Genomic DNA, 26,814 nt, shown 5'->3' with positions numbered 1-26,814 from the left:
GCAGAGGGTTCTTGATGAAAATGCTTCCCCTACGTGCGGCCATCGCTGCCGCGTTGCTGAGTGTCGCTGTTGGCGTCTCGGCCAAACCCCTGGTGGTCTGCACCGAAGCCAGTCCGGAAGGCTTCGACATGGTCCAGTACACGACTGCAGTCACAGCCGATGCGGTGGCCGAAACCATCTTCAATCGTCTGGCGGACTTCAAGCCCGGCACCACCGAAGTGGTTCCGGCACTAGCCGATTCCTGGGACATCAGCGAAGACGGTCTGAGCTACACGTTCCACCTGCGCAAAGGCGTCAAGTTCCACACCACCGATTACTTCAAGCCGACCCGCGACATGAACGCCGACGACGTGGTCTGGAGCTTCCAGCGTCAGCTGGACCCGAATCACCCGTGGCACAAACTGTCGAGTGTGGGCTTCCCGTACTTTGAAAGCATGGGCTTCAAGGAACTGCTGAAAAGCGTCGAGAAAGTTGACGACAACACAGTCAAGTTCACGTTGACCCGTCGCGAAGCGCCATTCCTGGCCGACATCGCCATGGCCTTCTCCTCGATCTACTCCGCCGAGTACGCCGACCAGTTGCTCAAGGCCAACAAGACTGGCGACCTGAACAACAAGCCAGTCGGCACCGGCCCGTTCATCTTCCAGCGTTACGCCAAGGACGCTCAGGTCCGCTTCAAGGCCAACCCGGAGTACTTCCGTGGCAAGCCTCCGGCTGATGCGCTGATCCTGGCCATCGCCACCGACAACAACGTGCGCCTGCAAAAGCTCAAGGCGAACGAGTGCCAGATCGCGCTGTATCCGAAACCGGATGACATCCCGAGCATCAAGAAAGACACCAACCTGAAAGTCGATGAACTGAACGCGATGACCGTTTCGTACATCGCCATGAACACCACCCACAAGTACATGAGCGACGTGCGGGTACGCAAAGCCATCGACATCGCCTTCGACAAGGCGGCTTACGTCAACGCGCTGTTCGGCAAAGGCAATGCGACCGTGGCGGTCAACCCGTACCCGGACACCCTGCTGGGCTACAACCACACGCTGACCAACCCGCCACGTGACCTCGACAAGGCGCGCGCCCTGCTCAAGGAAGCCGGCGTACCGGAAGGCACCACGTTTACTCTGTTCACCCGTAACGGCGGCGGTCCAACCAACCCGAACCCGATGCTCGGCGCGCAGATGATGCAGGCTGACCTGGCCAAGGTCGGGATCAAGATCGACATTCGCGTCATGGAATGGGGCGAGATGCTCAAGCGCGCCAAAAACGGCGAGCACGACATGGTTTCCGCCGGATGGGCGGGCGACAACGGCGACCCGGATAACTTCCTGACGCCTATGCTCAGTTGCGAGGCGGCCAAAAACGGCGAAAACTACGCGCGCTGGTGCAGCGAGAAATTCCAGGCGCTGATCGATGAAGCCCGCGCTAAAGTAGATCCAGCCGAACGCGCCAAGTTGTACGAGCAAGCCCAGGAGGTCTTTAACCAGGACCAACCGTGGATCAGCATGGCCCACACCCGTATGTTCACCGCAATGCGCAACAACGTAGAGGGCTACCACATTAGCCCCCTCACCACTAATAACTTCGCCACCACCCAGGTGAAGTAGATAAGAAAACTCCCGGCGTCCCTGACCCCAGGGACGCCAGGCACGCCTAACCGGCTGATGAGGTACCACACAAGATGTTTAGTTTTATTGCCCGCCGACTGGGGTTGTTGATCCCCACGTTTTTCGGCATCACCTTGCTGACTTTCGCGTTGATTCGCATGATTCCGGGCGACCCCGTGGAAGTAATGATGGGCGAACGTCGGGTCGACCCCGAAATGCACGCCCAGGCAATGGAACGCCTAGGTCTGAACAAACCTCTGTATGCCCAATACCTGGATTACATCGGCAAGTTGGCCCACGGCGACCTTGGCGAATCCCTGCGTACACGTGAAAGTGTCTGGACCGAGTTCAGTTCTCTATTCCCTGCGACCCTGGAACTGTCCATGGCCGCGCTGTTGTTCGCCGGCATCCTTGGCCTTTTGGCCGGGGTGATCGCGGCACTCAAGCGAGGATCCCTGTTCGACCATGGGGTGATGGGCATCTCCCTGGCGGGATATTCGATGCCGATCTTCTGGTGGGGCCTGATCCTGATCATGTTCTTCTCGGTGAGCCTGGGCTGGACCCCGGTGTCCGGGCGAATCGACCTGCTCTACGACATCGAGCCGCGCACCGGTTTCATGCTCATCGACACCTTGCTGGCCGATGACGTTGGCGCCTTCTTCGATGCCCTGCACCACTTGATCCTGCCGGCCATCGTGCTCGGCACCATCCCGCTGGCCGTTATTGCGCGGATGACCCGTTCTTCGATGCTCGAAGTGCTGCGTGAAGACTACATCCGTACCGCCCGCGCCAAAGGCCTGTCGCCAGCGCGCGTGGTATTCGTCCATGGCCTGCGCAACGCGCTGATTCCGGTACTGACCGTAGTCGGCCTGCAAGTCGGCACGTTGCTGGCCGGTGCGGTCCTGACCGAAACCATCTTCTCCTGGCCCGGCATCGGCAAATGGCTGATCGAAGCCATTGGCGCACGGGATTATCCCGTGGTGCAAAACGGCATCCTGTTAATCGCCTGCCTGGTGATTCTGGTCAACTTCGTAGTGGACATCCTCTACGGCTTTGCCAACCCACGCATTCGTCACCAGCGCTGAGATCATCATGACCATGAGCACTCCAATTCCATCGGTAGCAGTCGATCAAAGCCTGCTGTACCCGTCTCCGTACAAAGAATTCTGGCAAGCGTTTTCCAAGAACAAAGGTGCCGTTGCCGGCCTGATGTTCATGCTGCTGGTGGTTTTCTGCGCGATCTTCGCGCCGTGGGTCGCCCCGCACAACCCGAGCGAGCAATACCGTGACTTCCTGCTGACCCCGCCGTCCTGGCTGGAAGGTGGGCAAATCCAGTTCCTGCTCGGCACCGATGAACTGGGTCGCGACCTGCTGTCGCGGCTGATCAACGGTTCGCGCCTGTCCCTGCTGATCGGCTTGTCGTCGGTGGTGATGTCGCTGATTCCGGGCATCCTTTTGGGTCTGTTCGCCGGTTTCTTTCCGAAAATGCTCGGCCCGACCATCATGCGCCTGATGGACATCATGCTGGCCCTGCCATCCCTGCTGCTGGCTGTGGCGATTGTCGCCATCCTCGGCCCTGGCCTGATCAACACCATTATTGCGATCGCCGTGGTTTCGTTGCCGTCCTATGTTCGTCTGACCCGCGCCGCGGTAATGGGCGAACTGAACCGCGACTACGTGACCGCCGCGCGCCTCGCCGGTGCCGGCCTGCCACGCCTGATGTTCGTCACCGTGCTGCCTAACTGCATGGCGCCGCTGATCGTTCAAGCGACCTTGAGCTTCTCCTCGGCGATTCTCGATGCCGCCGCCCTGGGCTTCCTGGGCCTTGGCGTTCAACCGCCAACCCCTGAGTGGGGCACCATGCTGGCTTCGGCTCGCGACTACATCGAACGCGCCTGGTGGGTGGTGAGTCTGCCTGGTTTGACCATTTTGCTCAGCGTGCTGGCAATCAACTTGATGGGCGACGGCCTGCGCGATGCGCTGGACCCGAAACTCAAGAACGCCGCCTGAGGAGATTCAAATGTCACTGTTAGAAATCAAGAATCTCAACGTTCGCTTTGGCGACAAGAACGCCGTTCCGGTGGTCGACGGGCTCGACATTACCGTGGACAAGGGCGAAGTCCTGGCCATCGTTGGCGAGTCGGGCTCCGGTAAATCCGTGACCATGATGGCGCTGATGGGCCTGATCGAGCATCCGGGGATCGTCACTGCCGACGCCCTGAATTTCGACGGCAAGAACATGCTCAAGCTCAGCAACCGTCAGCGCCGGCAAATCGTCGGCAAAGACCTGGCCATGGTCTTCCAGGATCCGATGACCGCGCTGAACCCGAGCTACACCGTCGGTTTCCAGATCGAAGAAGTGCTGCGTCTTCACCTGAAGATGTCCAGCAAGCAAGCGCGCAAGCGTGCCATCGAGCTGCTGGAAAAAGTAGAAATCCCGGGCGCCGCCAGCCGCATGGATGCTTACCCGCATCAACTGTCCGGTGGTATGAGCCAGCGTGTTGCGATTGCCATGGCGATTGCCGGCGAACCGAAACTGCTGATCGCCGACGAACCGACCACTGCGTTGGACGTAACGATTCAAGCGCAGATCATGGACCTGCTGTTGGCTCTGCAGAAAGAGCAAAACATGGGCCTAGTGCTGATCACTCACGACCTCGCGGTCGTGGCCGAAACCGCCCAGCGCGTGTGCGTGATGTACGCCGGCCAAGCGGTCGAAGTCGGTCAGGTGCCGCAACTGTTCGACATCCCGGCGCACCCGTACAGCGAAGCGCTGCTCAAGGCGATTCCGGAACACAGCCTTGGCGCCACGCGCCTGGCCACGCTGCCGGGCATCGTCCCCGGTCGTTATGACCGTCCGCAGGGTTGCCTGCTGTCGCCGCGTTGCCCGTACGTGCAGGATTCCTGCCGTCAGCAACGTCCTGGCCTTGACCCGAAAAGCAACAGCCTCGCCCGCTGCTTCTACCCGCTGAATCAGGAGGTGGCGTAATGGCCGTCGTACTTACCGCCCGCGACCTGACCCGTCACTACGAAGTGTCCCGTGGCCTGTTCAAGGGCCATGCGACCGTCCGCGCCCTGAACGGTGTGTCGTTTGAACTGGAAGCCGGCAAGACCCTCGCGGTCGTCGGTGAATCGGGTTGCGGCAAATCCACCCTGGCCCGTGCCCTGACGCTGATCGAAGAGCCGTCCTCCGGTTCCTTGAAAATCGCCGGGCAAGAAGTCACCGGCGCCGACAAGGCTCAGCGCAAGCAACTGCGCAAAGACGTGCAGATGGTGTTCCAGAGCCCCTACGCCTCGTTGAACCCACGGCAAAAAGTCGGTGACCAGCTCGGCGAACCGCTGCTGATCAACACCAACCTTTCCGCAGCTGAACGTCGCGAAAAAGTCCAGGCGATGATGAAGCAGGTGGGTTTGCGTCCTGAGCACTACCAGCGTTATCCGCACATGTTCTCCGGCGGTCAGCGCCAGCGGATCGCCCTGGCTCGCGCGATGATGCTGCAACCGAAAGTGCTGGTGGCGGATGAACCGACTTCGGCGCTGGACGTGTCGATCCAGGCGCAGGTGCTGAACCTGTTCATGGATTTGCAGCAAGAGTTCAACACGGCCTACGTGTTCATCTCCCACAACCTGGCAGTCGTCCAGCACGTGGCCGATGACGTGATGGTGATGTACCTCGGCCGCCCGGTGGAAATGGGCCCGAAGAACGACATCTACGAGCGTCCGCTGCACCCGTACACCCAGGCGTTGCTGTCGGCCACCCCGACCATTCACCCGGACCCGAACAAGCCGAAAATCAAGATCGTCGGCGAGTTGCCCAACCCGCTAAACCCACCGTCCGGCTGCGCGTTCCACAAGCGCTGCCCGTACGCCACCGAGCGCTGCAGCACCGAAGAGCCGGCCCTGCGCCTGCTCGACAGTCGCCAGGTGGCTTGCCACTACGCCGAGCAGTTCCTCGACGGCGCGGCATAAAAATGTGGGAGCGGGCTTGCTCGCGAAGAGGCCGTGTCAGTCGACATTAATGTTGAATGACACACCGCTTTCGCGAGCAGGCTCGCTCCCACAGGGATTACAGCTTTACCCGTTAACCAAACCCCTTCTCCTGGATTGCGCATCAGTCCGGTAGAAGGGGTTTTTTAATGCTCGCTAAAAACAAAGAGTCATCTTTATATTATTTATGGTGAAAGGAGTGCGGAACATTGGGCTTGGTCAATGCATTGAAATGACCGCCGCCTACCGCTTTAAAGTCTTCTTGGTCCTCATTTCCCGGATGCCCTGTAAACCTGAACGAAAATATCGCCTTGCCCTCTTCCGCATTAAAACTATCAAAAGTAATTGAGCCGTCGACGGGTTCCCAGAACAGCCCGTTACGGTCAACGTACCAGCCGTGAATGTCGCCGACTCCGTTATAAGACAACTTCAGATCTTTATGGAGTTCCGGCTTAGAAGTCAGAAAAAAGACAAGCGTGCTGTTCTCATCACCCTGCCCTTCCATTCTGATAAAACCTGACTCGCTCACTGTAAAAGACAGAAACCTTGCATGAAAGTCACCCGCCTTATCCGTTTTGAGAAAAAGCTGCTGACTTGCCAATAACTTATCATTCGCTTCCAGATTCATGATGAAGTCCTCGCGTTTAATGGATGCCAAAAAAACAACTGCGCGAGTAGTTTTTAGAATGAATAAATAATTCCGTCCACTGTAAGACCTGACAGTTGACTAATCGCCGACAACATGAGCTTCGCAACTAACCGACTTGCATTCAAATAAATATTTAAAAAACGCCCCATAAAAGAGGCGCTTTTAGAACTTTTAGACCTGTTACCAAATGCACATCTGGCAGGAGGTCTTCTTTCAGGCTATCGCTCAGCTCTGGCTATCGCCTTCGTCGTCATCGTCGGTATCAGGCTCCTCGGTGGTCGAGTCGTCATCATCGGCGCTGCCGCCCTGCCCTTTATCACCGCCCTCCGATTCCGACGCGGCGATCATCATGCCCGTGTGCATCACCTGCCCACTCGAAGCCTGCTCACCGTGTGCCGGGCAATCGGCCCACGCCGCCGACATACCCACGGACAGCATCACCAAAACCTTCAGCAACAACACAATGCGTTGAAAAATGCTCATAGCCGATTCCATCCTTTCTGAGATGCAGCATGGGTGCCTGGCGGCGCATGACCCGATTGCCGTGGCGCTGAATGAAATCTAGTTCCGATTGGCCGGGTTCTCCAGATAGGACGCTAACGAACGGCGGTAATTGCCGCTGATGGGCAGATTGGTTTGGAATAAGGGTTATGCCGAAAGTCACCCTGATTGCTCCCACGCTCTGCGTGGGTATGCCTCAATAGACGCTCTGCGTCCGCTCTTGGGACGCGGAGCGTCCCGGGCTGCATTCCCACGCAGAGCGTGGGAACGATCCAACTGTCCAAAATCGGGACATTAAAAAACCCCGCAGCTTTCGCAACGGGGTTTTGGGTGTAACCGATCAGCGCTTAATGATGCTCACGCGTCGCGCGGAATTTCACATCCGGCCAACGCTCTTCCATCAACGCCAGGTTGACCCGGGTCGGAGCGAGGTAGGTCAGGTGACCGCCGCCGTCGATGGCGAGGTTTTCCACAGCCTTGACGCTGAACTCTTCGAGCTTCTTCTTATCGCTGCAATCGATCCAGCGTGCGGAGTAGACAGTGATCGGCTCGTAGGAGCACTCGACCTTGTATTCCTCTTTCAAGCGGCTGGCGACCACATCGAACTGCAGCACACCGACGGCGCCGAGGATGATGTCGTTGCTGCGGGTCGGGAAGAACACCTGGGTCGCGCCCTCTTCGGCCAATTGCTGCAGGCCCTGGCGCAGCTGCTTGGATTTCAGCGGATCGCGCAGACGCACGCGACGGAACAGTTCCGGGGCGAAGTGCGGGATGCCAGTGAAGCCCAGGACTTCGCCTTCGGTGAAGGTGTCGCCAATCTGGATGGTGCCGTGGTTGTGCAAGCCGATGATGTCGCCGGCGAAGGCTTCTTCCAGTTGCTCACGTTCGGAGGAGAAGAAGGTCAGCGCATCGCCGATCCGCACGTCTTTGCCGGTGCGCACATGGCGCATCTTCATGCCTTTTTCGTATTTGCCGGAGCAGATACGCATGAAGGCGATACGGTCGCGGTGTTTCGGGTCCATGTTCGCCTGGATCTTGAACACGAAGCCGGCGAATTTCTCTTCAACCGGTTCCACGGTACGCTCGTTGGCAACACGGGCCAGCGGTTTCGGCGCCCAGTTGACCACGGCGTCGAGCACGTGATCGACACCGAAGTTGCCCAGTGCAGTCCCGAAGAACACCGGGGTCAGTTGGCCGTCGAGGAATTCCTGTTGATTGAATTCGTGACAGGCGCCCTGCACCAGTTCCAGTTGATCGACGAAGCGATCGTACTCGTCACCGAGGTGCGAGCGGGCTTCATCGGAGTCGAGCTTCTCGATGATTTTCACATCGGTGCGCTCGTGGCCGTGACCGGCGGTGTAGACGATGATGTAGTCGTCGGCGAGGTGATAAACGCCCTTGAAGTCGCGGTAGCAACCGATCGGCCAGGTGATCGGCGCCGCCTTGATCTTCAGGACCGCTTCGATTTCGTCGAGCAGTTCGATCGGGTCGCGGATGTCACGGTCGAGTTTGTTGATGAAGCTGACAATCGGCGTGTCACGCAGACGGCAGACGTCCATCAGCGCGATGGTCCGAGGCTCAACACCTTTACCGCCGTCGAGGACCATCAAGGCCGAGTCCACCGCCGTCAGGGTGCGGTAGGTATCTTCGGAGAAGTCTTCGTGGCCCGGGGTGTCGAGCAGGTTGATCATGTGGTCGCGATACGGGAACTGCATGACCGACGTGGTAATCGAGATACCACGCTGCTTTTCCATTTCCATCCAGTCGGAGGTGGCATGGCGGTCGGACTTACGAGACTTCACCGTGCCCGCAATCGCAATCGCCTTGCCCATCAGCAAGAGCTTCTCGGTGATGGTGGTTTTACCGGCATCGGGGTGGGAAATAATGGCGAAAGTGCGGCGTTTCGCGACTTCGGCGGCCTGTTTGGTCATGGGAAATCGCCTGGCAGGTGATTCAAAAAAGGGCGGCGAGTATAGCGCAAACCGAGCGCCACGGACCACCGTTCGCCTGTAGCAGCTGCCGAGCCCGCGAGGCTGCGTCCGGCGGCGAAGCCGCCGTAAAACCAGACGCCGCGGTGCATCAGGCACACCGCGATGGGTGACTCTACGACGACTTCGTCGCCGAACGCAGCCTCGCGGGCTCGGTAGCAGCTACGTCGGGTAATCGAGATCAAGGGTGGCTAATTGCTGCTAAATATGGAACCTTTTAAAAGGTGCAGACGTCCACTCCCCTGTTACTGCACTCGTACCAGGGGCTGAAAAATCAGCAAGTTAGCCTGACGAGGCTGCGCTTATGGCTTGATCTCATGCGGTTTTACCAGCATGAAGAGCTGCTTCTCGCGAACGTCGATATCCCGGCAGCCAGCAATGGCATGCCACAAAGGACTGCGTTCGCCGACCAAGAAAAAAAGGAGTCCGCCTGTGGCTATTCGCTATGGCAAGGGGCTTATAGGAGGTGCGGTTGTCGTCGCACTCCTGGCCCTGCTGGTCCACTGGATTGGCATCAACACGATCGAACATTACCGCGACGATTTGTTGTTTTACCTGCAAGCTCACTTGATCCTCGTCCTTGTTTCCATGCTGGCCGCCCTCGTTGTGGGCATCCCCGCCGGTATCTTCCTCAGCCGCCCGACCATGGTGGGTCGCGCTGAACGCTTCATGCAGATCTTCAACATCGGCAACACTGTCCCGCCTCTCGCCGTACTCGCCATCGCCCTGGGGATTCTGGGCATCGGCAGCGGCCCCGCGATCTTCGCCCTGTTCCTCGCCTCGCTGTTGCCGATCGTGCGCAACACCTATGAAGGCCTGAAAAACGTCCAGGGTTCGCTCAAGGAAGCGGCCGTCGGCATCGGCATGACCCCGACTCAAGTGCTGTGGCGGGTCGAACTGCCGAACGCCGTGCCGATCATTATCGGTGGCGTGCGCGTGGCCCTGGCGATCAACGTCGGCACCGCACCACTGGCGTTCCTGATTGGCGCCAACAGCCTGGGCAGCCTGATTTTCCCTGGCATCGCCCTGAACAATCAGCCGCAACTGCTGCTCGGCGCGGCTTGTACCGCCCTGCTGGCCTTGCTGCTCGACGGCCTGGTGACACTCGCCAGCCGCCTCTGGCTCGAACGCGGCCTACGCCCGTCTTAAGCCTCGGCAAAGGAATATTTATGAAAAGACTGACCTTAATCATGGGCTGCGTTCTGCTGTTCGCAGGATTTGCCCAAGCCGCTGAAAAACCAGTGATCCGCATCGGCGCCCGGGTGTTCACCGAACAAACCCTGCTGGCGGAAATCACTTCCCAATACCTGCGCACCAAGGGGTACGACACCCAGGTGACCGGCGGTCTGGGCAGTAACCTGGCCCGCAGCGCCCACGAAAGTGGCCAACTGGACCTGATGTGGGAATACACCGGCGTCTCGCTGGTGGCTTACAACCACATTACTGACAAGCTCGACAGCGCTCAGTCCTACGCCAAGGTGAAAGAAGTCGACGCGAAAAAAGGCCTGGTCTGGCTCACGCCGTCGAAATTCAGCAACACCTACGCCCTGGCCCTGCCGGAAAAAACCGCGCAGGCCTACCCGCAGATCAACACCATCAGCGAGCTGAATACGGTGATGCAGGCGGAGGCGAAGACCAATCACCTGGTCGCGCTGGACACCGAGTTCGCCAACCGTTCCGACGGTCTGGACGGCATGGTCGACCTTTACGGCATGAACCTGACCCGCAAGAACATCCGGCAGATGGACGCTGGGCTGGTCTACACCGCCCTGCGTAATAGCCAGGTGTTTGCCGGTCTGGTCTACACCACCGACGGTCGTTTGAACGCCTTCAAGCTGAAACTGCTGGAAGACGACAAGCACTACTTCCCGGACTACACCGCCGCGCCGGTGGTGCGTCAGGTTTACCTCGACGCCCATCCGAAACTCGCGGAAGAACTCAAGCCGCTGGCCGAACTGTTCGACGACGCCACCATGCGCCAGCTCAATGCGCGGGTCGATGTCGATCACGAAAGCCCTTCATCCGTTGCCGCAGATTTCCTGCGCCAGCATCCACTGAACTGAGGAGAAGACATGGAATTTCTAAACGCCTTTTCCCATCTCGACTGGCCGCTGGTCCTGCACCTGACCTTGCAGCACATCACCCTGGTCGGCATCGCGGTGACGTTGGCGATCCTCGTGGGCGTGCCGTTGGGCATCCTGATGACGCGCTTCCCGTCGCTGGCCGGCCCGCTGCAAGCCAGCGCCACCGTGCTGCTGACGGTGCCGTCGATTGCCCTGTTCGGCCTGCTGTTGCCGTTCTACTCCAAGTTCGGCCAGGGCCTGGGCCCAATGCCGGCGATCACTGCCGTGTTTCTGTACTCACTGCTGCCGATCATGCGCAACACCTATCTGGCGCTAACTGGCGTCGAGCCTGGCATTCGCGAAGCCGCCCGCGGCATCGGCATGACCTTCGGCCAGCGCCTGCGCATGGTCGAACTGCCTATTGCCGTGCCGGTGATCCTCGCTGGTGTGCGCACCGCCGTGGTCATGAACATTGGTGTCATGACCATCGCCGCAACCATCGGTGCCGGTGGCCTCGGTGTACTTATTCTCGCTTCAATCAGCCGCAGCGACATGTCGATGCTGATCGTCGGCGCCGTGCTGGTCAGTCTCCTGGCCATCTTCGCCGACCTGCTTCTGCAATGGCTGCAACGCACGCTGACTCCAAAAGGACTCCTGAAATGATCGAACTTCAAAACCTCAGCAAGACCTTCCAAAGCAACGGCAAAGATGTGAAAGCCGTGGACTCGGTAAGCCTGACCGTCAATGAAGGCGAAATCTGTGTGTTCCTCGGGCCATCGGGCTGCGGCAAAAGCACCACGCTGAAAATGATCAACCGCCTGATCAAGCCGACCTCGGGCAAGATCCTGATCAACGGCGAAGACACCACCGACCTTGACGCGGTGACCCTGCGTCGCAACATCGGTTATGTGATCCAGCAAATCGGTCTGTTCCCGAACATGACCATCGAGGAAAACATCACCATCGTTCCGCGCCTGCTGGGCTGGGACAAACAGAAATGCCACGACCGCGCCCGCGAGTTGATGAGCATGATCAAGCTCGAACCCAAGCAGTACCTGACTCGCTACCCGCGTGAGTTGTCGGGCGGTCAGCAGCAGCGGATCGGCGTAATTCGTGCCTTGGCGGCGGATGCCCCGCTGTTGTTGATGGATGAACCGTTCGGCGCGGTCGATCCGATCAACCGCGAGATGATCCAGAACGAGTTCTTCGAGATGCAACGGGCGCTGAACAAGACCGTAATCATGGTCAGCCACGACATCGACGAAGCGATCAAGCTCGGCGACAAGATTGCGATCTTCCGCGCCGGCAAGCTGCTGCAGATTGATCACCCGGATACGCTGCTGGCGCACCCGGCGGACGACTTTGTCAGCAACTTCGTCGGCCAGGACAGTACGCTCAAGCGTCTGTTGCTGGTGAAAGCCGAAGACGCGGCGGACAACGCGCCGTCGGTGAGCCCGGAAACCCCGGTGGCCGAGGCCCTGGAGTTGATGGACGAACTGGACCGTCGTTATGTGGTGGTCACGGATGGTGAGAACAAGGCCCTCGGTTACGTACGACGTCGCGACTTGCACCGTCAGACCGGCACTTGCGCTCAGTATTTGCGCGAGTTCAACGCCACGGCGGCGTACGACGAGCATTTGCGCATCCTGCTGTCGCGCATGTACGAGTTCAACCGCTCGTGGCTGCCGGTGATGGACGCCGAGCGGGTGTTCCTCGGGGAAGTGACCCAGGAATCGATTGCCGAGTACCTGAGCTCCGGCAAGTCCCGTGGTGGCAAGACCAGCATTGTTTCGCCAGCCGAGGCTGCCGTCGCCTGATCTCTTTCTACTGATCGTTCCCACGCTCTGCGTGGGAATGCCGCCCAAGACGCTCTGCGTCCGCCCTTTGAGATGCAGAGCGTCTCTGGATGCATTCCCACGCAGAGCGTGGGAACGAGCATTTGAGGGAACATCACACTGTCATGCAGGTCGGTTACATCAGTAGCTGTCCGGGACCGCACGACGGAAGCGTGCAAAAACGCGACATTTTTTGTTGATCTCAAGCCCCTCACGCCCTAAAGTTCGCGCCGAACGTCCATGCTGGAAACGATCCATCCGGCTCAAGTACTGACGACGAGACAGCAAGGCCAAGGGCAGCACCGCCTCCCGTGGCCTTTTTGCTTTCGGCGACATGCCTTGGGAAGTAGGCGAACCAAAGTGGGGATACGGAGGACGTTCATTTGCACCCATTGATTAATCTAGTTTGCCAGTAGGAGATCCCAGCATGTCGATCAACGTCGAAGACTATTACGCGCGCGAAACCTTCCAGAGATTGAAGGCCTTCGCCGACACGCAAGAAACCCCGTTCGTGGTCATCGACACCGCGATGATCAGCCAGGCCTATGACGACCTGCGCGCCGGTTTCGAATTCGCCAAGGTCTACTACGCAGTCAAGGCCAACCCGGCCGTCGAAATCATCGACCTGCTCAAAGAAAAAGGTTCGAGCTTCGACATCGCCTCGATCTACGAACTGGACAAAGTGATGGACCGCGGCGTCAGCGCCGACCGTATCAGCTACGGCAACACCATCAAGAAATCCAAGGACATCCGCTACTTCTACGAGAAGGGCGTGCGTCTGTTCTCCACCGACTCCGAAGCCGACCTGCGCAACATCGCCAAGGCTGCACCGGGTTCGAAAGTCTACGTGCGCATCCTCACCGAAGGCTCGACCACGGCCGATTGGCCTTTGTCGCGCAAATTCGGCTGCCAGACCGACATGGCCATGGACCTGCTGATCCTCGCCCGCGACCTGGGCCTGGTGCCTTACGGCATCTCGTTCCACGTCGGCTCGCAACAGCGCGACATCAGCGTCTGGGATGCGGCGATCGCCAAGGTCAAAGTGATCTTCGAACGCCTGAAAGAAGAAGACGGCATTCACCTGAAGCTGATCAACATGGGCGGCGGCTTCCCGGCCAACTACATCACCCGCACCAACAGCCTGGAAACCTACGCTGAAGAGATCATCCGCTTCCTCAAGGAAGACTTCGGTGACGACCTGCCGGAAATCATCCTGGAACCGGGCCGTTCGTTGATCGCCAACGCCGGCATCCTGGTCAGCGAAGTGGTACTGGTGGCGCGTAAATCCCGCACCGCCGTTGAGCGCTGGGTGTACACGGATGTGGGCAAGTTCTCCGGCCTGATCGAAACCATGGACGAAGCCATCAAGTTTCCGATCTGGACCGAGAAGAAAGGCGAGATGGAAGAAGTGGTCATCGCCGGCCCGACGTGTGACAGTGCCGACATCATGTATGAAAACTACAAGTACGGTTTGCCGCTGAACCTGGCCATCGGTGATCGTTTGTACTGGTTGTCGACCGGTGCTTACACCACCAGTTACAGCGCCGTTGAATTCAATGGCTTCCCGCCGCTGAAGTCGTTTTACGTGTAAGCGCAAACGCCTCAAAAGAACCCGCGATGATTCGCGGGTTTTTTATGATTAATATTTCTCTAGAGGCTCTTAACCTTACAACAACTCAAAGAAAGAACAGGTTACAGAGAAAACATACAACAATCGGGAAAATGCATTTACTCTAAAAACTCAACGCACACTCTAAACGGAATTAGAACAATGCAGATGAGTTACAACACCTCAACCCCTATCATTACAAAAGACGACATTCGCAAGATTAAACATTATATTGCGACCGCGAAAGCGCTGCCCGTTACACTTGAAGAAGTTGAACAACAACTGAAAACCAAAAAGACCAATATTGTGGGTCTGGAACCGTTTGACGTTGTCAGCCTCTATCACAAGATTATCAATAACGCTAACGCCTGGAAGGACATCGAGTCTTCCATGAAACGCGTAGGTGGCAGTCTTTCGACATTCTCCGAAGACCTGGAAAGTTTCGGCCAGGACATTATCGACGCCATCGTTACCATGCCGGGCTATCAAAACTTCCTCGGCACGATCGAAAACATGAGCGAAGAAGAGATCAACAGCCTGCGACCGTTGGAAATCGGCAAAGCCGAGAAGAATCGCTTCGGTTCCATCAAGGAATCCCTGGAGTTCATTGGCCGCTCGATCGATGACAAGAAGCTGAGCAGCATGGACATCCTGGCGCGTTTGAAGTATTTCAAGACAGAACTCAACGATGAAGTCCATGTCGGTATCGGCGCAAAACTGAAACTGGCCAGCAGTGATGAAATCAATCGTCAAATTACCCAGATCAATCAAAAAATCGACGAAACCCAGAAACGCATTGATGAAAAAACCCGAGAAACTTCGCCCACGTTTTTTGATCATGTCATGGGGTTTGTCAACCCATTGGGCTCTGTTCACTACAAGCTTGTTGCTGACTTACAAAAGATCCATCTATCACCGTTGATTAAGGAACGCGAACAACTCACCGAGCAAGTCAAACAGAAAAGCATTCTCTCGGGCACACTGCTCGAACTTCATAGCGAACTGGACAGCCTGATCACTTACGTTGAAGGCGCCATTACCAGTACCTCGCAACTTGAAACCCTGTGGATCTCAACGTCCGAATACATTAACGCCTCGAAAAACAAGCTCGCCGGCATTAATGACTTCCTCACGCTCAGAAGCTTTGTTTCCAGCCTTAAAGTTATCTTGAAAAACTGGAAAAGCATTCAAAACAATGCAAACGCTCTTATTACCGCGTTCGACTAAACAACCCATCTACAAACAGGAAAAAGGATTTCCCCATGACCACTCCATCTTATGTCGCCCCGGACTTCGCCTTGATTCGGGACAGCCGTGAATCCATTCGTTACCAATCGATTGTCGGCTCCGCCAACCTGTACATCAAAGCCTTGAGCGATGAACTGATTGGGCTTAATGCTGCCGTCAGCAGTACCGACCAACTATTCGCCAATACCATTACCTCGGCCATCACCGCGTTGGAAACCGAAGACCTTCAAGATAACCTGGAAGCCCTGGCGGTATTGACCGGCCGTGAAGCCGATGAAGGTGTAAAAAACGCCATCAAGATGTATTCGAAAACGACCAATCAACTGATGGAAATGTGCACCGGCCACATTACGAAATTGCACACGCAACTGCAGAACGGCGTGTTCGATGTCCAGAGCATCAGCATCAGCAACAACCGCTTCAGGCTGGCAGAGCTGGCAGACAAACAGGTCAGCCTGGACAAAGAGCTGAGCGCAGAGCAAGTGCCCTTGGACACCCTGCGTGGCGATGAAGATATCTTGAACGAAGCCATCAAGGTCTTCGAAAAGTTGAGCTTTATCGATCGCCTCAAGCCGTTGTTGGAACAACTCACGGCGCTGATCGGTGACAAGCCCGAAACGCCGGAAACCGCCGCCATTAAGGCCGGGCTGATTGTGGCGAACAAATTCCTCGATGAAGCCAACGAACTGACCAAGTACAGGGATTTGCTCAAGGCCCGCCAAATCATCCAGACCCGGATCGACCAGCGTCAGACGCGCGTCAATTCGCTGAAAACCCAACTGCAAGACGTCAACGACAAGACCCGACAGTTGGATGACACTCAGAAAGTCGTGCCGCACCAACAGGCCTATGTCCGTGAAGCCGGCAAACTGGTCGATTCGTTGGCGGCGTTCCTGAAGGCGGTCATGCCATCCAGGAATGAAGACATGCTGAACATCGGCAATCGACTCATCGAGCAATGCCACGCGCTGCGCGAGTACATGACTGTCCTGCAAGGTCGCTGGACGCGCGGCTGATTGTCAGCCCTTGCTACGCACCGGCCCGTCTGGCGATGGGACGGTGCGGGGGCCTTAGACCCGGTGACTGGCCAGCTCGGCCAGTCGCTGCCGATAAAGCTGGGCCACGGCGCGAATCTGCGGATGCCGTGCGCCCAGCAATGACTCGCTGCTGACTTGCAGAAAGTTGATATTCCCTCCCTCCCGCGCCTTGTGCAGCCAACCTAACGCCGCGTCTATGTTCCCTTCGTCCGCCAGCACCGCCGCATAACTGAACTGCCCACGAAAATCGCCGCCGAGTGCCGAGCGTCGATACCAGTCAACAGCCGTCACAGGATCAACCGGGCAATAGCGCCCCTCCTCCATATACCGCCCCAGTAAGTTCATTGATTTCGCGTGGCCCGCTTCAGCCGCACGGCGATAGAGGCTCAATGCTTGCACCTGGTCTTGCTCCACGCCGCGCCCGGTGGCCAACAGATTGGCGTAGTTGTACATCGCCCAATCCAGCCCCTGTTCAGCCGCCAGTCGATAATGCCCCGCCGCCACCGAAGCATCCGCCGCACAACCCCAGCCATGCTCATGACAACGACCGAGCATGTTGCGCGCCATCAAGTGCCCGACCTTGGCCGCAATCTCGAACCAGCGCACAGCCAGCGACTGATCCTGTTCGATTCCCTGCCCGTCCAGCAGGATCTGCCCGAGCAGCGCCTGGGCATCAAGCACACCTTCGCGCGCCGCGATCAGAATCGCCTGGGCTGCCCGCGCCGGACTTTCCTCGAGCATGGCTTTGAGCCGGTCACCGTCGAGCACTTCTTCGCGGCGCAGTTGATAACTCATACCTCGACCCAGCGGCGCAACAGGTTGTGATAGGTGCCAGTGAGGCGGATCAGCGAAGGGTGGTCGGGCAGGTCGCGGGTCAGTTGCTGGATCGCCCCGTCCATCTCGAACAGCAAGGCGCGCTGGCTGTCTTCGCGGACCAGGCTTTGGGTCCAGAAGAACGACGCATAACGCGTGCCGCGCGTGACGGCGTTGACCTTGTGCAGGCTGCTGCCGGGGTAGAGGACCATATCGCCGGCGGGCAACTTAACCCGTTGGGTGCCGAAAGTGTCCTGGATTTCCAGTTCGCCGCCGTCGTAGTCGTCCGGCTCGCTGAAGAATAGCGTGGCCGACAGGTCGGTGCGTACCCGCTCGATGCTGCCCTGGGGCTGGCGCACGGCGTTGTCGATGTGAAAGTCGAAACTGCCGCCCGCCGTGTAACAGTTCAGCAACGGCGGGAAGACTTTGTGCGGTAACGCGGCCGACATGAATTGCGGATTTTTCCACAGCCGCTCAAGCATCGCCGCACCGATTTCCTTGGCCAGCGGATGACCTTCAGGCAGTTGCAGATTGTGCTTGGCCTTGGCCGACTGGAAACCGGCGGTGATCTTGCCGTCCGCCCAATCGGCCTGCTCCAGGGCTTCGCGGATGCGCTGCACTTCTTCTTTCGCGAACACGCCGGGAATGTGCAGCAACATGAGGACGACACCTGGTTTCAAAGAGACGCCAATGGTATTGATTCTTATTGCCCGTGTAAAACCTCACAGACGAACGAGCCAGCAAAAACCGTAAGGTTAAATTGAAAAGAATGTAAATTCTTCGCGAATAGTAACGTTTTGCAATTGATACAAATACCTATTTACCCTATATTCCGCGGCCTCAAATCCTTGGGGAGGGGAATTCACATGTCACGCCAACAACCACAATTACCGGTCAGTTCACCACGTTTGCTCGCGTCTGCCATTGGTATGGCGATCACTGCCGGCTCCGCAGGCCACATGGTTTTCGCGGCTGAAAAGACCGACGAAAAAGCACCGGGCAATGCGATTTCCCTCGACGCCACCAGCGTTGTTGGCGAGCAGCAAGACACCTCCTACAAGACCGATACGTCGGCCTCCAAGAAGTACACCGCGCCACTGCGCGAAACGCCAAAAAGCGTCACCGTGATCCCGCAACAGGTGATCCGCGATACCGGCGCTACCAGTCTGGTCGACGCATTGCGCACCACACCGGGCATCACCTTCGGTGCCGGTGAAGGCGGTAACCCGGCCGGCGACCGTCCGATCATTCGTGGCTTCAACGCCGAAAGCGACACCTTCGTCGACGGCATGCGCGACCCGGCGTCCCAGAGCCGCGAGATTTTCAACGTTGAATCGATCGAGATCAGCAAGGGCCCAGGCTCGGCCTTCACCGGCGCCGGCTCCACCGGTGGCAGCCTGAACCTGGTGAGCAAGACCGCCAAACTGGGCAACTTCTACAACGGCGGCTTCACTTGGGGCTCGGACCAGACCAAGCGCACCACCCTCGACCTGAACCAGCAGATTAATGACACTTCGGCCTTCCGCCTGAACCTGATGAAACACGAAGCCAACGTCGCCGGCCGTGATGCCGTGGACGTCAGCCGCTGGGGCGTGGCGCCGACCTTCTCCTTCGGCCTGGGCACCGACACCCGAGTGACCGTCGGTTACTACCACGTCGAAACCGATGACATGCCGGACTACGGCGTGCCGTTGACCTTGAGCCCGAATCGCAGCAAGTACCACGTCGACAAGCCGGCCAACGTCAATAAAGACAACTTCTACGGCCTCACCGGTCGCGACTATCGCCAGACCGAAAACGACAGCGGCACGATCAAGATCGAACACGATCTGAATGACGACCTGACCGTTTCCAACAGCTTCCGCATGTCCCGCTCGACCCTCGACTACATCGTCACCAACCCGGACGACAGCAAGGGCAACGTGGCTAACGGCAGCGTGTACCGTGGCTCGAAAAACCGTAACTCGACGTCCAGCGGCTGGGTCAACCAGACCGACCTGAGCGCCAAGTTCAACACCGGCGCTATCGAACACAGCCTGGTCACCGGTCTGGAGTTTTCCTATCAGGACACCCACAACCGCCCGTACATCCTGACCTCGACCGCCAGCGGTACCACCTGCAACCGCGCGCTGTTCAACTCCGGCGACTGCACCAATCTGTACAAGCCGACGCCTGGGGATAACTGGTCGGGCTCCATCAAAGACAGCAATGCCTTCACCGACACCGACACCAAGACCGCTGCGGCCTACGTGTTCGACACCCTGAAATTCAACGAGCAATGGTCCCTGAACCTGGGCCTGCGCTACGACAACTACCAGACCGAATCCAGCGGCTATGCCAACGCTGGCCGTAGTTCGCCAGCGGGCAGTTTCTCCCGGGAGAACACCAGCGACCTGGTCAACTACCAGATCGGTGTGGTCTACAACCCGTTGCCTAATGGCAGCGTGTATGCGGCCTACTCCACCTCCAGCAACCCGGCTGGCGAAACCAGCGGTAACGGCGGCCTGGAACTGGCGGCGAACAACAGTGACCTGGACCCGGAAAAGAACCGCAACTACGAGATCGGCACCAAGTGGGACTTCTTCGGTGACGACCTGTCGCTGACCGCCGCCCTGTTCCGCACCGAGAAAACCAACGCGCGGATCGACGATCCCGACGGCGCCACCACCCAAGTGCTGGACGGTGAGCAAACCGTCAACGGCCTGGAGCTGACCTACACCGGCAAGCTGACCCGTAACTGGAAAGTCTTCGGCGGCTACACCTACATGGAAAGCGAAGTGGTCAAGACCACCCTCGCCGCCGACAAAGGCAACCACATGCCGAGCACGCCACGGAACAACTTCACCCTCTGGTCGACCTACGACCTGATCCCGGAAAAGTTGACCATTGGCGGCGGCGCGACCTTCGTCGACTCGCAGTTCGGTAACGTCGCAAACTCGGTAGAGATCCCGTCCTACTGGCGCTACGACGCCATGGCCAGCTACGCGCTGACCAAGAACGTCGACCTGCAACTCAACGTGCAGAACCTGACCGACAAGCGTTATTTCGACCAGGTGTTCCAGACGCATTACGCCCACGTGGCGGCGGGTCGTACTGCCCTGCTGAGTGCCAATTTCCACTTCTAACCCAAACCCTGTAGGAGCTGCCGAAGGCTGTGATCTTTTGATCTTGATTTTGGCGGCACTGAAATCGCCAAAGATCAAAAGATCGCAGGCTTCGCCAGCTCCTACGTTGGCATCGGGTTATGGCCCCGTTCATTGAATTGAACGGGGCTTTTGTGCGTAATAAAGAATGTTTCTCGACAACCCACGGCATAATGCGCGCCGTGATGATTACTTTTGAACGAACAAGGCGAGCGACGTGTTGAAGAAAACCCTGTTCCAGTTGCATTGGTTCTTTGGCATCAGCGCCGGGCTGGTCCTGGCCCTGATGGGCATCACCGGGGCAACGGTATCGTTTCAGGACGAAATCCTGCGGGCGCTGAATCCTTCGGTGCTGCAGGTCGAAAAGCAGGTCGCCGGTGTGCTGCCGCCGGCGGAACTGGTTGAACACATCGAAGCCGCCTCCGGCAAGAAAGTCTCGATGCTCTGGGTCGAGACCGACAGCGGCAACGCCGCGCGGGTGATCTTCACCCCGCCACCAGGCGAGCGTCGCGGTGAGATGCGTTACTTCGACCCGTACACCGCCGAGTTCCTGGGCGACGCCACGGGCCAGGACTTCTTTGGCTTTGTGTTGCAGTTGCACCGCTTCCTCGCCATGGGTGATACCGGCCGGCAGATCACTGGCGCCTGCACCCTGATCCTGCTGTTCTTCTGCCTGTCCGGCCTCTACCTGCGCTGGCCGCGCCAGTGGAATAAATGGCGCGCCTGGCTGACCCTCGACTGGAAGAAAAAGGGGCGCAGCTTTAATTGGGACCTGCACTCGGTGGCGGGCACCTGGTGCATGTTGTTTTACCTGCTGGCCGCGCTGACCGGGTTGTCCTGGTCCTACGAGTGGTACAACAAGGGCCTGACTCAATTGCTCTCCGACGCGCCGCAGAACGAGCGGGTGCGCAACCGGGGTCCGGCCCCGACCGGCCCAGCGCCGAGCGCCGATTACGCGGCGATGTGGAGCAGCATCTACAGCGCCGCCGGCCCGAACCTGTCCGCCTACAACATTCGTATGCCGCCGCTGGCCGGCCAACCGGCGACTGTTTATTACCTGCTGAACACCTCGCCCCATGATCGTGCGCTCAACGAGATCAGCCTCGACCCGGCCACCGGCATCGTCAAACGCCACGACCGCTACAGCGACAAGAGCCTCAAGGCGCAACTGCTGACCAGCATTTACGCGCTGCACACGGGCAGCTACTTCGGCATCGTCGGGCGGATCATCCTGACCATCACCGCGCTGACCATGCCGCTGTTTTTTGTCACTGGCTGGTTGCTGTACCTGGACCGTCGACGCAAGAAACGCCAGATCAAGGATGCGCGTAAAGGCCTGGCGCAACCGGGCAGCAATGCACCGGCGTGGCTGATCGGTTTCGCCAGTCAGAGCGGGTTTGCCGAACAACTCGCGTGGCAAACCGCCGGGCAACTTCAGGCCGCCGGGTTGCCTGTGAAGGTTCAGCCGTTGGCCAATGTCAGCGAGCAGGATCTGCGTGATTCGAGCAATGCGTTGTTCGTGGTCAGCACGTTCGGCGACGGCGAAGCACCGGACAGTGCCCGTGGTTTCGAACGCAAAGTGCTGGGCCGGGCGTTGAGCCTGGAAAGCCTCAACTACGCGGTGCTCGGCCTGGGTGATCGCCAGTATCAGCACTTCTGCGGCTTCGCCCGCCGCTTGCACACCTGGCTCGGCGAACACGGCGGCAAGACCCTGTTTGCCCCGGTGGAAGTCGACAGCGGCGACCCTTACGCCTTGCGTCACTGGCAACAGCAACTCGGCCTGCTGACCGGACAGGCGCCCGTGGACACCTGGCAAGCGCCCAGCTACGACAACTGGACCCTGGCCCGGCGCGAGCTGATGAACCCGGACAGCAGCGGTTCGCCGGTGTACATGATCGGCCTCATGGCCCCTACCACCAGCAGTTGGCTGGCCGGTGACCTAGTGGAGGTCATGCCGCGCAATTGCCCTTGGGCGATCGAGCATTTCCTCGATGGCCTGGGGATTGATGGTCGGGCCAGCGTTGAACTCGACGGCCTCTCGCAACCGCTGGACCAGGCCCTCGCCAGTCGACAGCTGCCCGAGAACCGCGCACATCTGGTCGGCCTGCATGCCCAGGCGCTGGTGCAGGCGTTGGTGCCATTGGCGATGCGCGAATACTCCATCGCCTCGATCGCCGCCGACGGCGTACTGGAACTGATCGTGCGTCAGGAACTGCACCCCGACGGCAGCCTCGGCATCGGCTCCGGCTGGCTGACCGAACATGCGCCGGTAGGCGGCAGCATCAGCCTGCGGGTGCGGCGCAACAGCGGTTTCCACCTGCCGACCGAACCGCTGCCGATGATCCTGCTGGGTAACGGCACCGGTCTGGCGGGGCTGCGCAGTTTGCTCAAGGCGCGGATTGCCGATGGGCAGCAACGGCAGTGGTTGTTGTTTGGCGAGCGCAATCGCCAACATGACTTCCTGTGTCGCGATGAGCTGGAAGGATGGTTGATCGAGGGTGATCTGGAGCGCCTGGACCTGGCGTTTTCACGGGATCAGGCGGAGAAAATCTACGTCCAGGATCGCCTGCGTGAATCCGCAGAAGAGTTGAAAAAATGGCTGGCCGATGGCGCCGTGATCTATATCTGCGGCAGCTTGCAGGGCATGGCTTCGGGGGTGGACCATGCGCTCAATGAAATACTCGGGATCGAAGAGGTCGACCGGTTGATCGAACAAGGCCGCTACCGGCGCGACGTCTACTGACACCTCAAGCCAGATCGTTCCCACGCTCCGCGTGGGAATGCAGCCCGGGACGCTCCGCGTCCCATCAAGAGCCGAACGCAGCGCGTCCGTTGAGGCATTCCCACGCTGAGCGTGGGAACGATCTCCCCGTCAAACCGGCTGCAACGTCTGCTCAAACACACTCACCCCATCCAGATCCCGCAACACCACACTCATCTCCCCCGTCTGCCCTTCAATATTCACCTCGCCAAAAAACTGAAACCCGGCAAACGGCGAGGTGTTCTGCGCAGGTGGTGCTTTCTCGAACACCACCTCAGGCCCGAAGGTTTTATCCAACGGATTCGGGCCAAAGCTCCCGGCATTCAACGGCCCGGCGACAAACTCCCAGAACGGCTCGAAATCCTGAAATGCCGCACGATCCGGGTGATAGTGATGCGCCGCGCAGTAGTGCACATCCGCCGTCAGGAACACGAAATTGCGTACCTGTTGCTTGCGTAAAAAGCCCAGCAACTCGGCGATCTCCAGCTCACGCCCCTGAGCCGGCCCCGGATCGCCATTGGCCACCGCCTCCCAGCGAGCGACACCCGGACTGACTTCACCGTCCGGCACACCGAGACCAATCGGCATGTCGGCGGCGATGACTTTCCATTGCGCAGTTGAGGCTTTCAATGAAGCCTTCAGCCAGTCGAGTTGTTCGCGGCCAAGGAAGGGTTTGGCAGCGCCCAGGTTGTCATCATTCGCCCCGCGATAGCTGCGCATATCCAGCACAAACACATCAAGCATCGGCCCATAGCTGAGCTTGCGATAAATCCGCCCGCCGTTGTCGGCGCTCTGCAAACGCATCGGCGCATATTCGAGCCAGGCCTGACGCGCGCGGCCCACCAGGCTGTGGATATCTTTGCTCTTGTAGCGCTCATCGAGTTGCTTGCCCGGAGACCAGTTGTTCACCACTTCGTGGTCGTCCCACTGCCAGATCTGCGGCACTTCGGCGTTGAAGCGGCGGATGTTTTCGTCCATCAGGTTGTAGCGGTAGTTGCCGCGATACTCGTCGAGGGTTTCGGCAACTTTACTCTTGGCTTCGCTGGTGATGTTGCGCCACACCCGGCCGCTCTCGGTGGTGAGTTGCGCCGGCACCGGGCCGTCGGCGTAGATGGTGTCGCCGCTGTGGATAAAAAAGTCCGGCAAGCGCAGACGCATGGCTTCGTAGATGCGCATGCCGCCGATGTCCGGGTTGATGCCAAAGCCTTGGCCGACGGTGTCACCGCTCCAGACAAAACGAATGTCGCGACGGGCCGTCGGCACGCTGCGCAAGTGGCCGAACCAAGGTTCGCTGCTCGTGCCGTTCTGGGCATCTTCAAAGTGCACACGGTAGAAAATCGCCTGGTCGGCGGGCAAGCCGGTGAGTTCGACGCGGGCGGTGAAATCGGTGCGAGCATCAGCCAAGGGCGAGACGAAACGACGCGGGTTGGTGAACAGGCTGCGGGTGTCCCATTCCACCACCATCCGTGCGGGACGGTCGCTGCGGCTCCAGACCATCGCCCGGTCGCCCAGCAAGTCGCCGGACTGCACGCCGTCGGTGAGTTGCGGGCGATCCTGGACCGAGGCGATGACTGCGGGGGCCAGACCGGGCAGCAACAAACCGGCGCCGACCGCTTGCATGACACGCCGGCGACCGAGGTTGAATTCGCTCATGGGGTTCTCCCTGAAAAAGGGAAACTAAAGCACGTGCGCATGACGTCCGTGTGAAAACACAATCCTTGTAGGAGCAAGGCTTGCCCGCGATAGCGACCTGACAGTCACCATTTTTGTTGAATGTTAAACCGCAATCGCGGGCAAGCCTCGCTCCTACAGGTATTGCGGGGTCAGGCCTTGGCTGGTTCCAGCGCCAACTCCACCACTTCCGGCCGCTTGAGCAGCGCATACGCCACCGCCGTCAGCAAACTCCCGGCCACGATGGCGAGTAAATAAAGCAGCGCATGGTTGATCGCATTCGGGATCATCAACACGAACAACCCACCGTGCGGCGCCATCAGCTTGCAGCCGAAATACATCGACAACGCACCGGTCAGTGCTCCACCGGCGATGCTCGCCGGAATCACTCGCAACGGGTCCTTCGCCGCAAACGGAATCGCGCCTTCGGAGATAAAGCACAGCCCCAACACCAGCGCCGCTTTACCGGCCTCGCGTTCGGTCTGGGCAAACTTGCGACGAGCAATAAATGTCGCGATGCCCAGGCCAATCGGCGGCACCATACCGGCGGCCATGGTTGCGGCCATCGGTGCGTAACTCTGCGACGCCAACAGCCCCACGGAGAACGCATAAGCGGCTTTGTTGATCGGCCCGCCGAGGTCGACGCACATCATGCCGCCGAGCAACACACCGAGCAGAATCGCGTTGGTGGTGCCCATGCTGTCGAGGAAGTGCGTGAGCGCTTCGAGCATGCCGGCCACCGGTTTTCCGACCACATAGATCATCACCAGACCGGTGAACAGACTCGCCAGCAACGGGATGATCAGGATCGGTTTCAGCGCTTCAAGACTTTGCGGCAACCGCGCATAACGATTGATCGCCTTGGCCGCGTAACCCGCAATAAACCCGGCCAGGATCCCGCCGATAAAACCGGCGCCCAACGTACTCGCCAGCAAACCACCAATCATCCCCGGCGCGAGGCCCGGACGGTCGGCGATGGAGTAAGCGATGTACCCCGCCAGCAACGGCACCATCAACTTGAACGCGGTCTCGCCACCGATCTGCATCAGCGCAGCGGCGAGTGTGCCCGGCTCCTTGAACGCGGTGATGCCGAACACGAACGACAAGGCGATCATCAACCCGCCCGCCACCACCATCGGCAGCATGAACGACACACCCGTCAGCAGGTGTTTGTAGACGCCAGTCTTCTCTTGCTTGGCTGGGCCTTTGGCGCCGCTCGAAGCGGTTTCCTGCTTGCCTTCAGCCAAGGCTTTGTTGAGCGTGGCTTCGGCCTGTTTCAGCGCGATGCCGGTGCCGCAACGGTAAATCTTTTTGCCGGCGAAACGTTCGGTGGCGACTTCGATATCGCACGCCAGCAGCACCACATCGGCATCGGCAATCGCCGCTGCGCTCAGGGGATTACGCGCGCCAACCGAGCCCTGGGTTTCCACTTGCAGGTCGTAGCCCAAACGCTTGGCCGCTTGTTGCAAGGCTTCGGCAGCCATGAAGGTATGGGCAACGCCGGTCGGGCAGGCGGTAATTGCGACCAGACGCGGGGCGCTTTTTGCGGCCACGGCAGGTTCGGCGACAGCTTCGACGGCAACGTAGACTTCGGCCTCTTCAGCGCCGCGACGCAGCACCGCTTCAACATCTTGCAGGGCCTGGGCCGGGGTGCTGTGGAACACGCGTTTGCCGACGAATCGCGACATATCCACAGGCGCGCTGGTCACCAGCAACACCCATTCGGCGGACTCAATCGTCGCCGCTGACAACTGACGCTCCGGGTGCGCCGCGTCGTTGACTTCGACGCTGGTGCTCCAGCCCTGGCGCTGGGCCGCTGCATCGAGCAGCCGCGCGCACAGCACACTGGTGACCATGCCGTTCGGGCAGGCCGTAACAATGGCTAACTTCATGACATCC

At 59.0% G+C, this 26,814-nt stretch carries 21 protein-coding genes; 14 read left to right on the top strand and 7 right to left on the bottom strand.

Annotation, left to right across the window (positions count from 1 at the left end):
* The first annotated feature begins 14 nt into the window (after positions 1–14).
* The 5 genes from ACA071_RS04360 (at position 15) to ACA071_RS04340 (ending at position 5,579) form a co-directional block, all read left to right on the top strand.
* A complete protein-coding gene (locus tag ACA071_RS04360; protein WP_497643290.1) occupies positions 15–1,610 on the top strand; it encodes an ABC transporter substrate-binding protein in 1,596 nt (531 codons plus the stop codon).
* A gap of 74 nt (positions 1,611–1,684) precedes the next feature.
* Positions 1,685–2,695, top strand: a complete 1,011-nt coding sequence (locus ACA071_RS04355) for an ABC transporter permease subunit (RefSeq protein WP_054049982.1) — start codon at positions 1,685–1,687, stop codon at positions 2,693–2,695.
* A 13-nt stretch (positions 2,696–2,708) separates the two neighbouring features.
* Positions 2,709–3,620: an ABC transporter permease subunit gene (locus tag ACA071_RS04350; protein WP_497643289.1), complete on the top strand. Its 912-nt coding sequence runs from the start codon at positions 2,709–2,711 to the stop codon at positions 3,618–3,620.
* 10 nt (positions 3,621–3,630) lie between these two features.
* The gene (locus ACA071_RS04345; protein WP_497643288.1) at positions 3,631–4,599 is read left to right on the top strand and encodes an ABC transporter ATP-binding protein; all 969 of its coding nucleotides are present in this window, start codon (positions 3,631–3,633) and stop codon (positions 4,597–4,599) included.
* Positions 4,599–5,579 (top strand): peptide ABC transporter ATP-binding protein, encoded by a 981-nt coding sequence (locus ACA071_RS04340; protein WP_046045819.1) that lies wholly within the window; start codon positions 4,599–4,601, stop codon positions 5,577–5,579. The genes ACA071_RS04345 and ACA071_RS04340 overlap by 1 nt, the downstream gene beginning before the upstream one ends.
* Before the next feature lie 199 nt (positions 5,580–5,778).
* Here the strand turns inward: ACA071_RS04340 and ACA071_RS04335 are convergent, their stop codons facing one another.
* From ACA071_RS04335 to ACA071_RS04325, 3 genes are all read right to left on the bottom strand, one after another.
* Positions 5,779–6,225: a hypothetical protein gene (locus ACA071_RS04335; protein WP_497643287.1), complete on the bottom strand. Its 447-nt coding sequence runs from the start codon at positions 6,223–6,225 to the stop codon at positions 5,779–5,781.
* 246 nt (positions 6,226–6,471) lie between these two features.
* On the bottom strand, positions 6,472–6,729 hold the full coding sequence (locus ACA071_RS04330; protein WP_497643286.1) for a hypothetical protein: 258 nt from the start codon (positions 6,727–6,729) through the stop codon (positions 6,472–6,474).
* A 365-nt stretch (positions 6,730–7,094) separates the two neighbouring features.
* The gene (locus ACA071_RS04325) at positions 7,095–8,678 is read right to left on the bottom strand and encodes a peptide chain release factor 3 (RefSeq protein ID WP_497643285.1); all 1,584 of its coding nucleotides are present in this window, start codon (positions 8,676–8,678) and stop codon (positions 7,095–7,097) included.
* 489 nt (positions 8,679–9,167) lie between these two features.
* Between ACA071_RS04325 and ACA071_RS04320 the strand changes: the two genes are divergently transcribed.
* The 7 genes from ACA071_RS04320 to ACA071_RS04290 all read left to right on the top strand — a co-directional run bounded on the left by ACA071_RS04320 (position 9,168) and on the right by ACA071_RS04290 (position 16,506).
* On the top strand, positions 9,168–9,884 hold the full coding sequence (locus ACA071_RS04320; RefSeq protein ID WP_054049992.1) for an ABC transporter permease: 717 nt from the start codon (positions 9,168–9,170) through the stop codon (positions 9,882–9,884).
* 20 nt (positions 9,885–9,904) lie between these two features.
* Positions 9,905–10,798 carry a glycine betaine ABC transporter substrate-binding protein gene (locus ACA071_RS04315; protein ID WP_497643284.1) on the top strand — a complete coding sequence of 298 codons (894 nt, stop codon included), beginning with the start codon at positions 9,905–9,907 and terminating at the stop codon, positions 10,796–10,798.
* 9 nt (positions 10,799–10,807) lie between these two features.
* Positions 10,808–11,461 carry an ABC transporter permease gene (locus ACA071_RS04310; protein ID WP_282480007.1) on the top strand — a complete coding sequence of 218 codons (654 nt, stop codon included), beginning with the start codon at positions 10,808–10,810 and terminating at the stop codon, positions 11,459–11,461.
* Positions 11,458–12,615 carry an osmoprotectant ABC transporter ATP-binding protein OsmV gene (locus ACA071_RS04305; protein ID WP_497643283.1) on the top strand — a complete coding sequence of 386 codons (1,158 nt, stop codon included), beginning with the start codon at positions 11,458–11,460 and terminating at the stop codon, positions 12,613–12,615. The genes ACA071_RS04310 and ACA071_RS04305 overlap by 4 nt, the downstream gene beginning before the upstream one ends.
* 445 nt (positions 12,616–13,060) lie before the next feature.
* A complete protein-coding gene (locus ACA071_RS04300; RefSeq protein ID WP_497643282.1) occupies positions 13,061–14,224 on the top strand; it encodes a type III PLP-dependent enzyme in 1,164 nt (387 codons plus the stop codon).
* Between the two features lie 186 nt (positions 14,225–14,410).
* Positions 14,411–15,469 (top strand): alpha-xenorhabdolysin family binary toxin subunit A, encoded by a 1,059-nt coding sequence (locus ACA071_RS04295; RefSeq protein ID WP_497643281.1) that lies wholly within the window; start codon positions 14,411–14,413, stop codon positions 15,467–15,469.
* 35 nt (positions 15,470–15,504) lie between these two features.
* Positions 15,505–16,506, top strand: coding sequence for an alpha-xenorhabdolysin family binary toxin subunit B (locus tag ACA071_RS04290; RefSeq protein ID WP_497643280.1), 1,002 nt, complete (start codon positions 15,505–15,507; stop codon positions 16,504–16,506).
* Positions 16,507–16,560: 54 nt separating this feature from the next.
* Here ACA071_RS04290 and ACA071_RS04285 read toward each other — a convergent pair whose 3' ends face one another.
* Positions 16,561–17,322: a tetratricopeptide repeat protein gene (locus ACA071_RS04285; protein WP_497643279.1), complete on the bottom strand. Its 762-nt coding sequence runs from the start codon at positions 17,320–17,322 to the stop codon at positions 16,561–16,563.
* Positions 17,319–17,999: a Fe2+-dependent dioxygenase gene (locus ACA071_RS04280; protein ID WP_497643278.1), complete on the bottom strand. Its 681-nt coding sequence runs from the start codon at positions 17,997–17,999 to the stop codon at positions 17,319–17,321. Before ACA071_RS04280 ends, ACA071_RS04285 begins: the two co-directional genes overlap by 4 nt.
* 207 nt (positions 18,000–18,206) lie before the next feature.
* Between ACA071_RS04280 and ACA071_RS04275 the strand changes: the two genes are divergently transcribed.
* Together ACA071_RS04275 and ACA071_RS04270 are read left to right on the top strand one after the other, a co-directional pair.
* Positions 18,207–20,465, top strand: a complete 2,259-nt coding sequence (locus ACA071_RS04275) for a TonB-dependent receptor (RefSeq protein ID WP_497643277.1) — start codon at positions 18,207–18,209, stop codon at positions 20,463–20,465.
* A gap of 235 nt (positions 20,466–20,700) precedes the next feature.
* Positions 20,701–23,226: a PepSY domain-containing protein gene (locus ACA071_RS04270; protein ID WP_497643276.1), complete on the top strand. Its 2,526-nt coding sequence runs from the start codon at positions 20,701–20,703 to the stop codon at positions 23,224–23,226.
* Between the two features lie 129 nt (positions 23,227–23,355).
* On the opposite strand, the gene ACA071_RS04265 is transcribed toward ACA071_RS04270, so the two are convergent.
* Both ACA071_RS04265 and ACA071_RS04260 read right to left on the bottom strand, forming a co-directional pair.
* Positions 23,356–24,897, bottom strand: coding sequence for an alkaline phosphatase D family protein (locus ACA071_RS04265; RefSeq protein WP_497643275.1), 1,542 nt, complete (start codon positions 24,895–24,897; stop codon positions 23,356–23,358).
* 170 nt (positions 24,898–25,067) lie between these two features.
* Positions 25,068–26,807, bottom strand: a complete 1,740-nt coding sequence (locus ACA071_RS04260; protein ID WP_497643274.1) for a PTS fructose-like transporter subunit IIB — start codon at positions 26,805–26,807, stop codon at positions 25,068–25,070.
* Positions 26,808–26,814: the final 7 nt, after the last annotated feature.

The sequence above is a fragment of the Pseudomonas sp. LBUM1646 genome (assembly GCF_059716165.1).
Note: the sequence above shows the minus strand (reverse complement) of the source record. Positions and strands in the feature narration are given on the sequence as shown.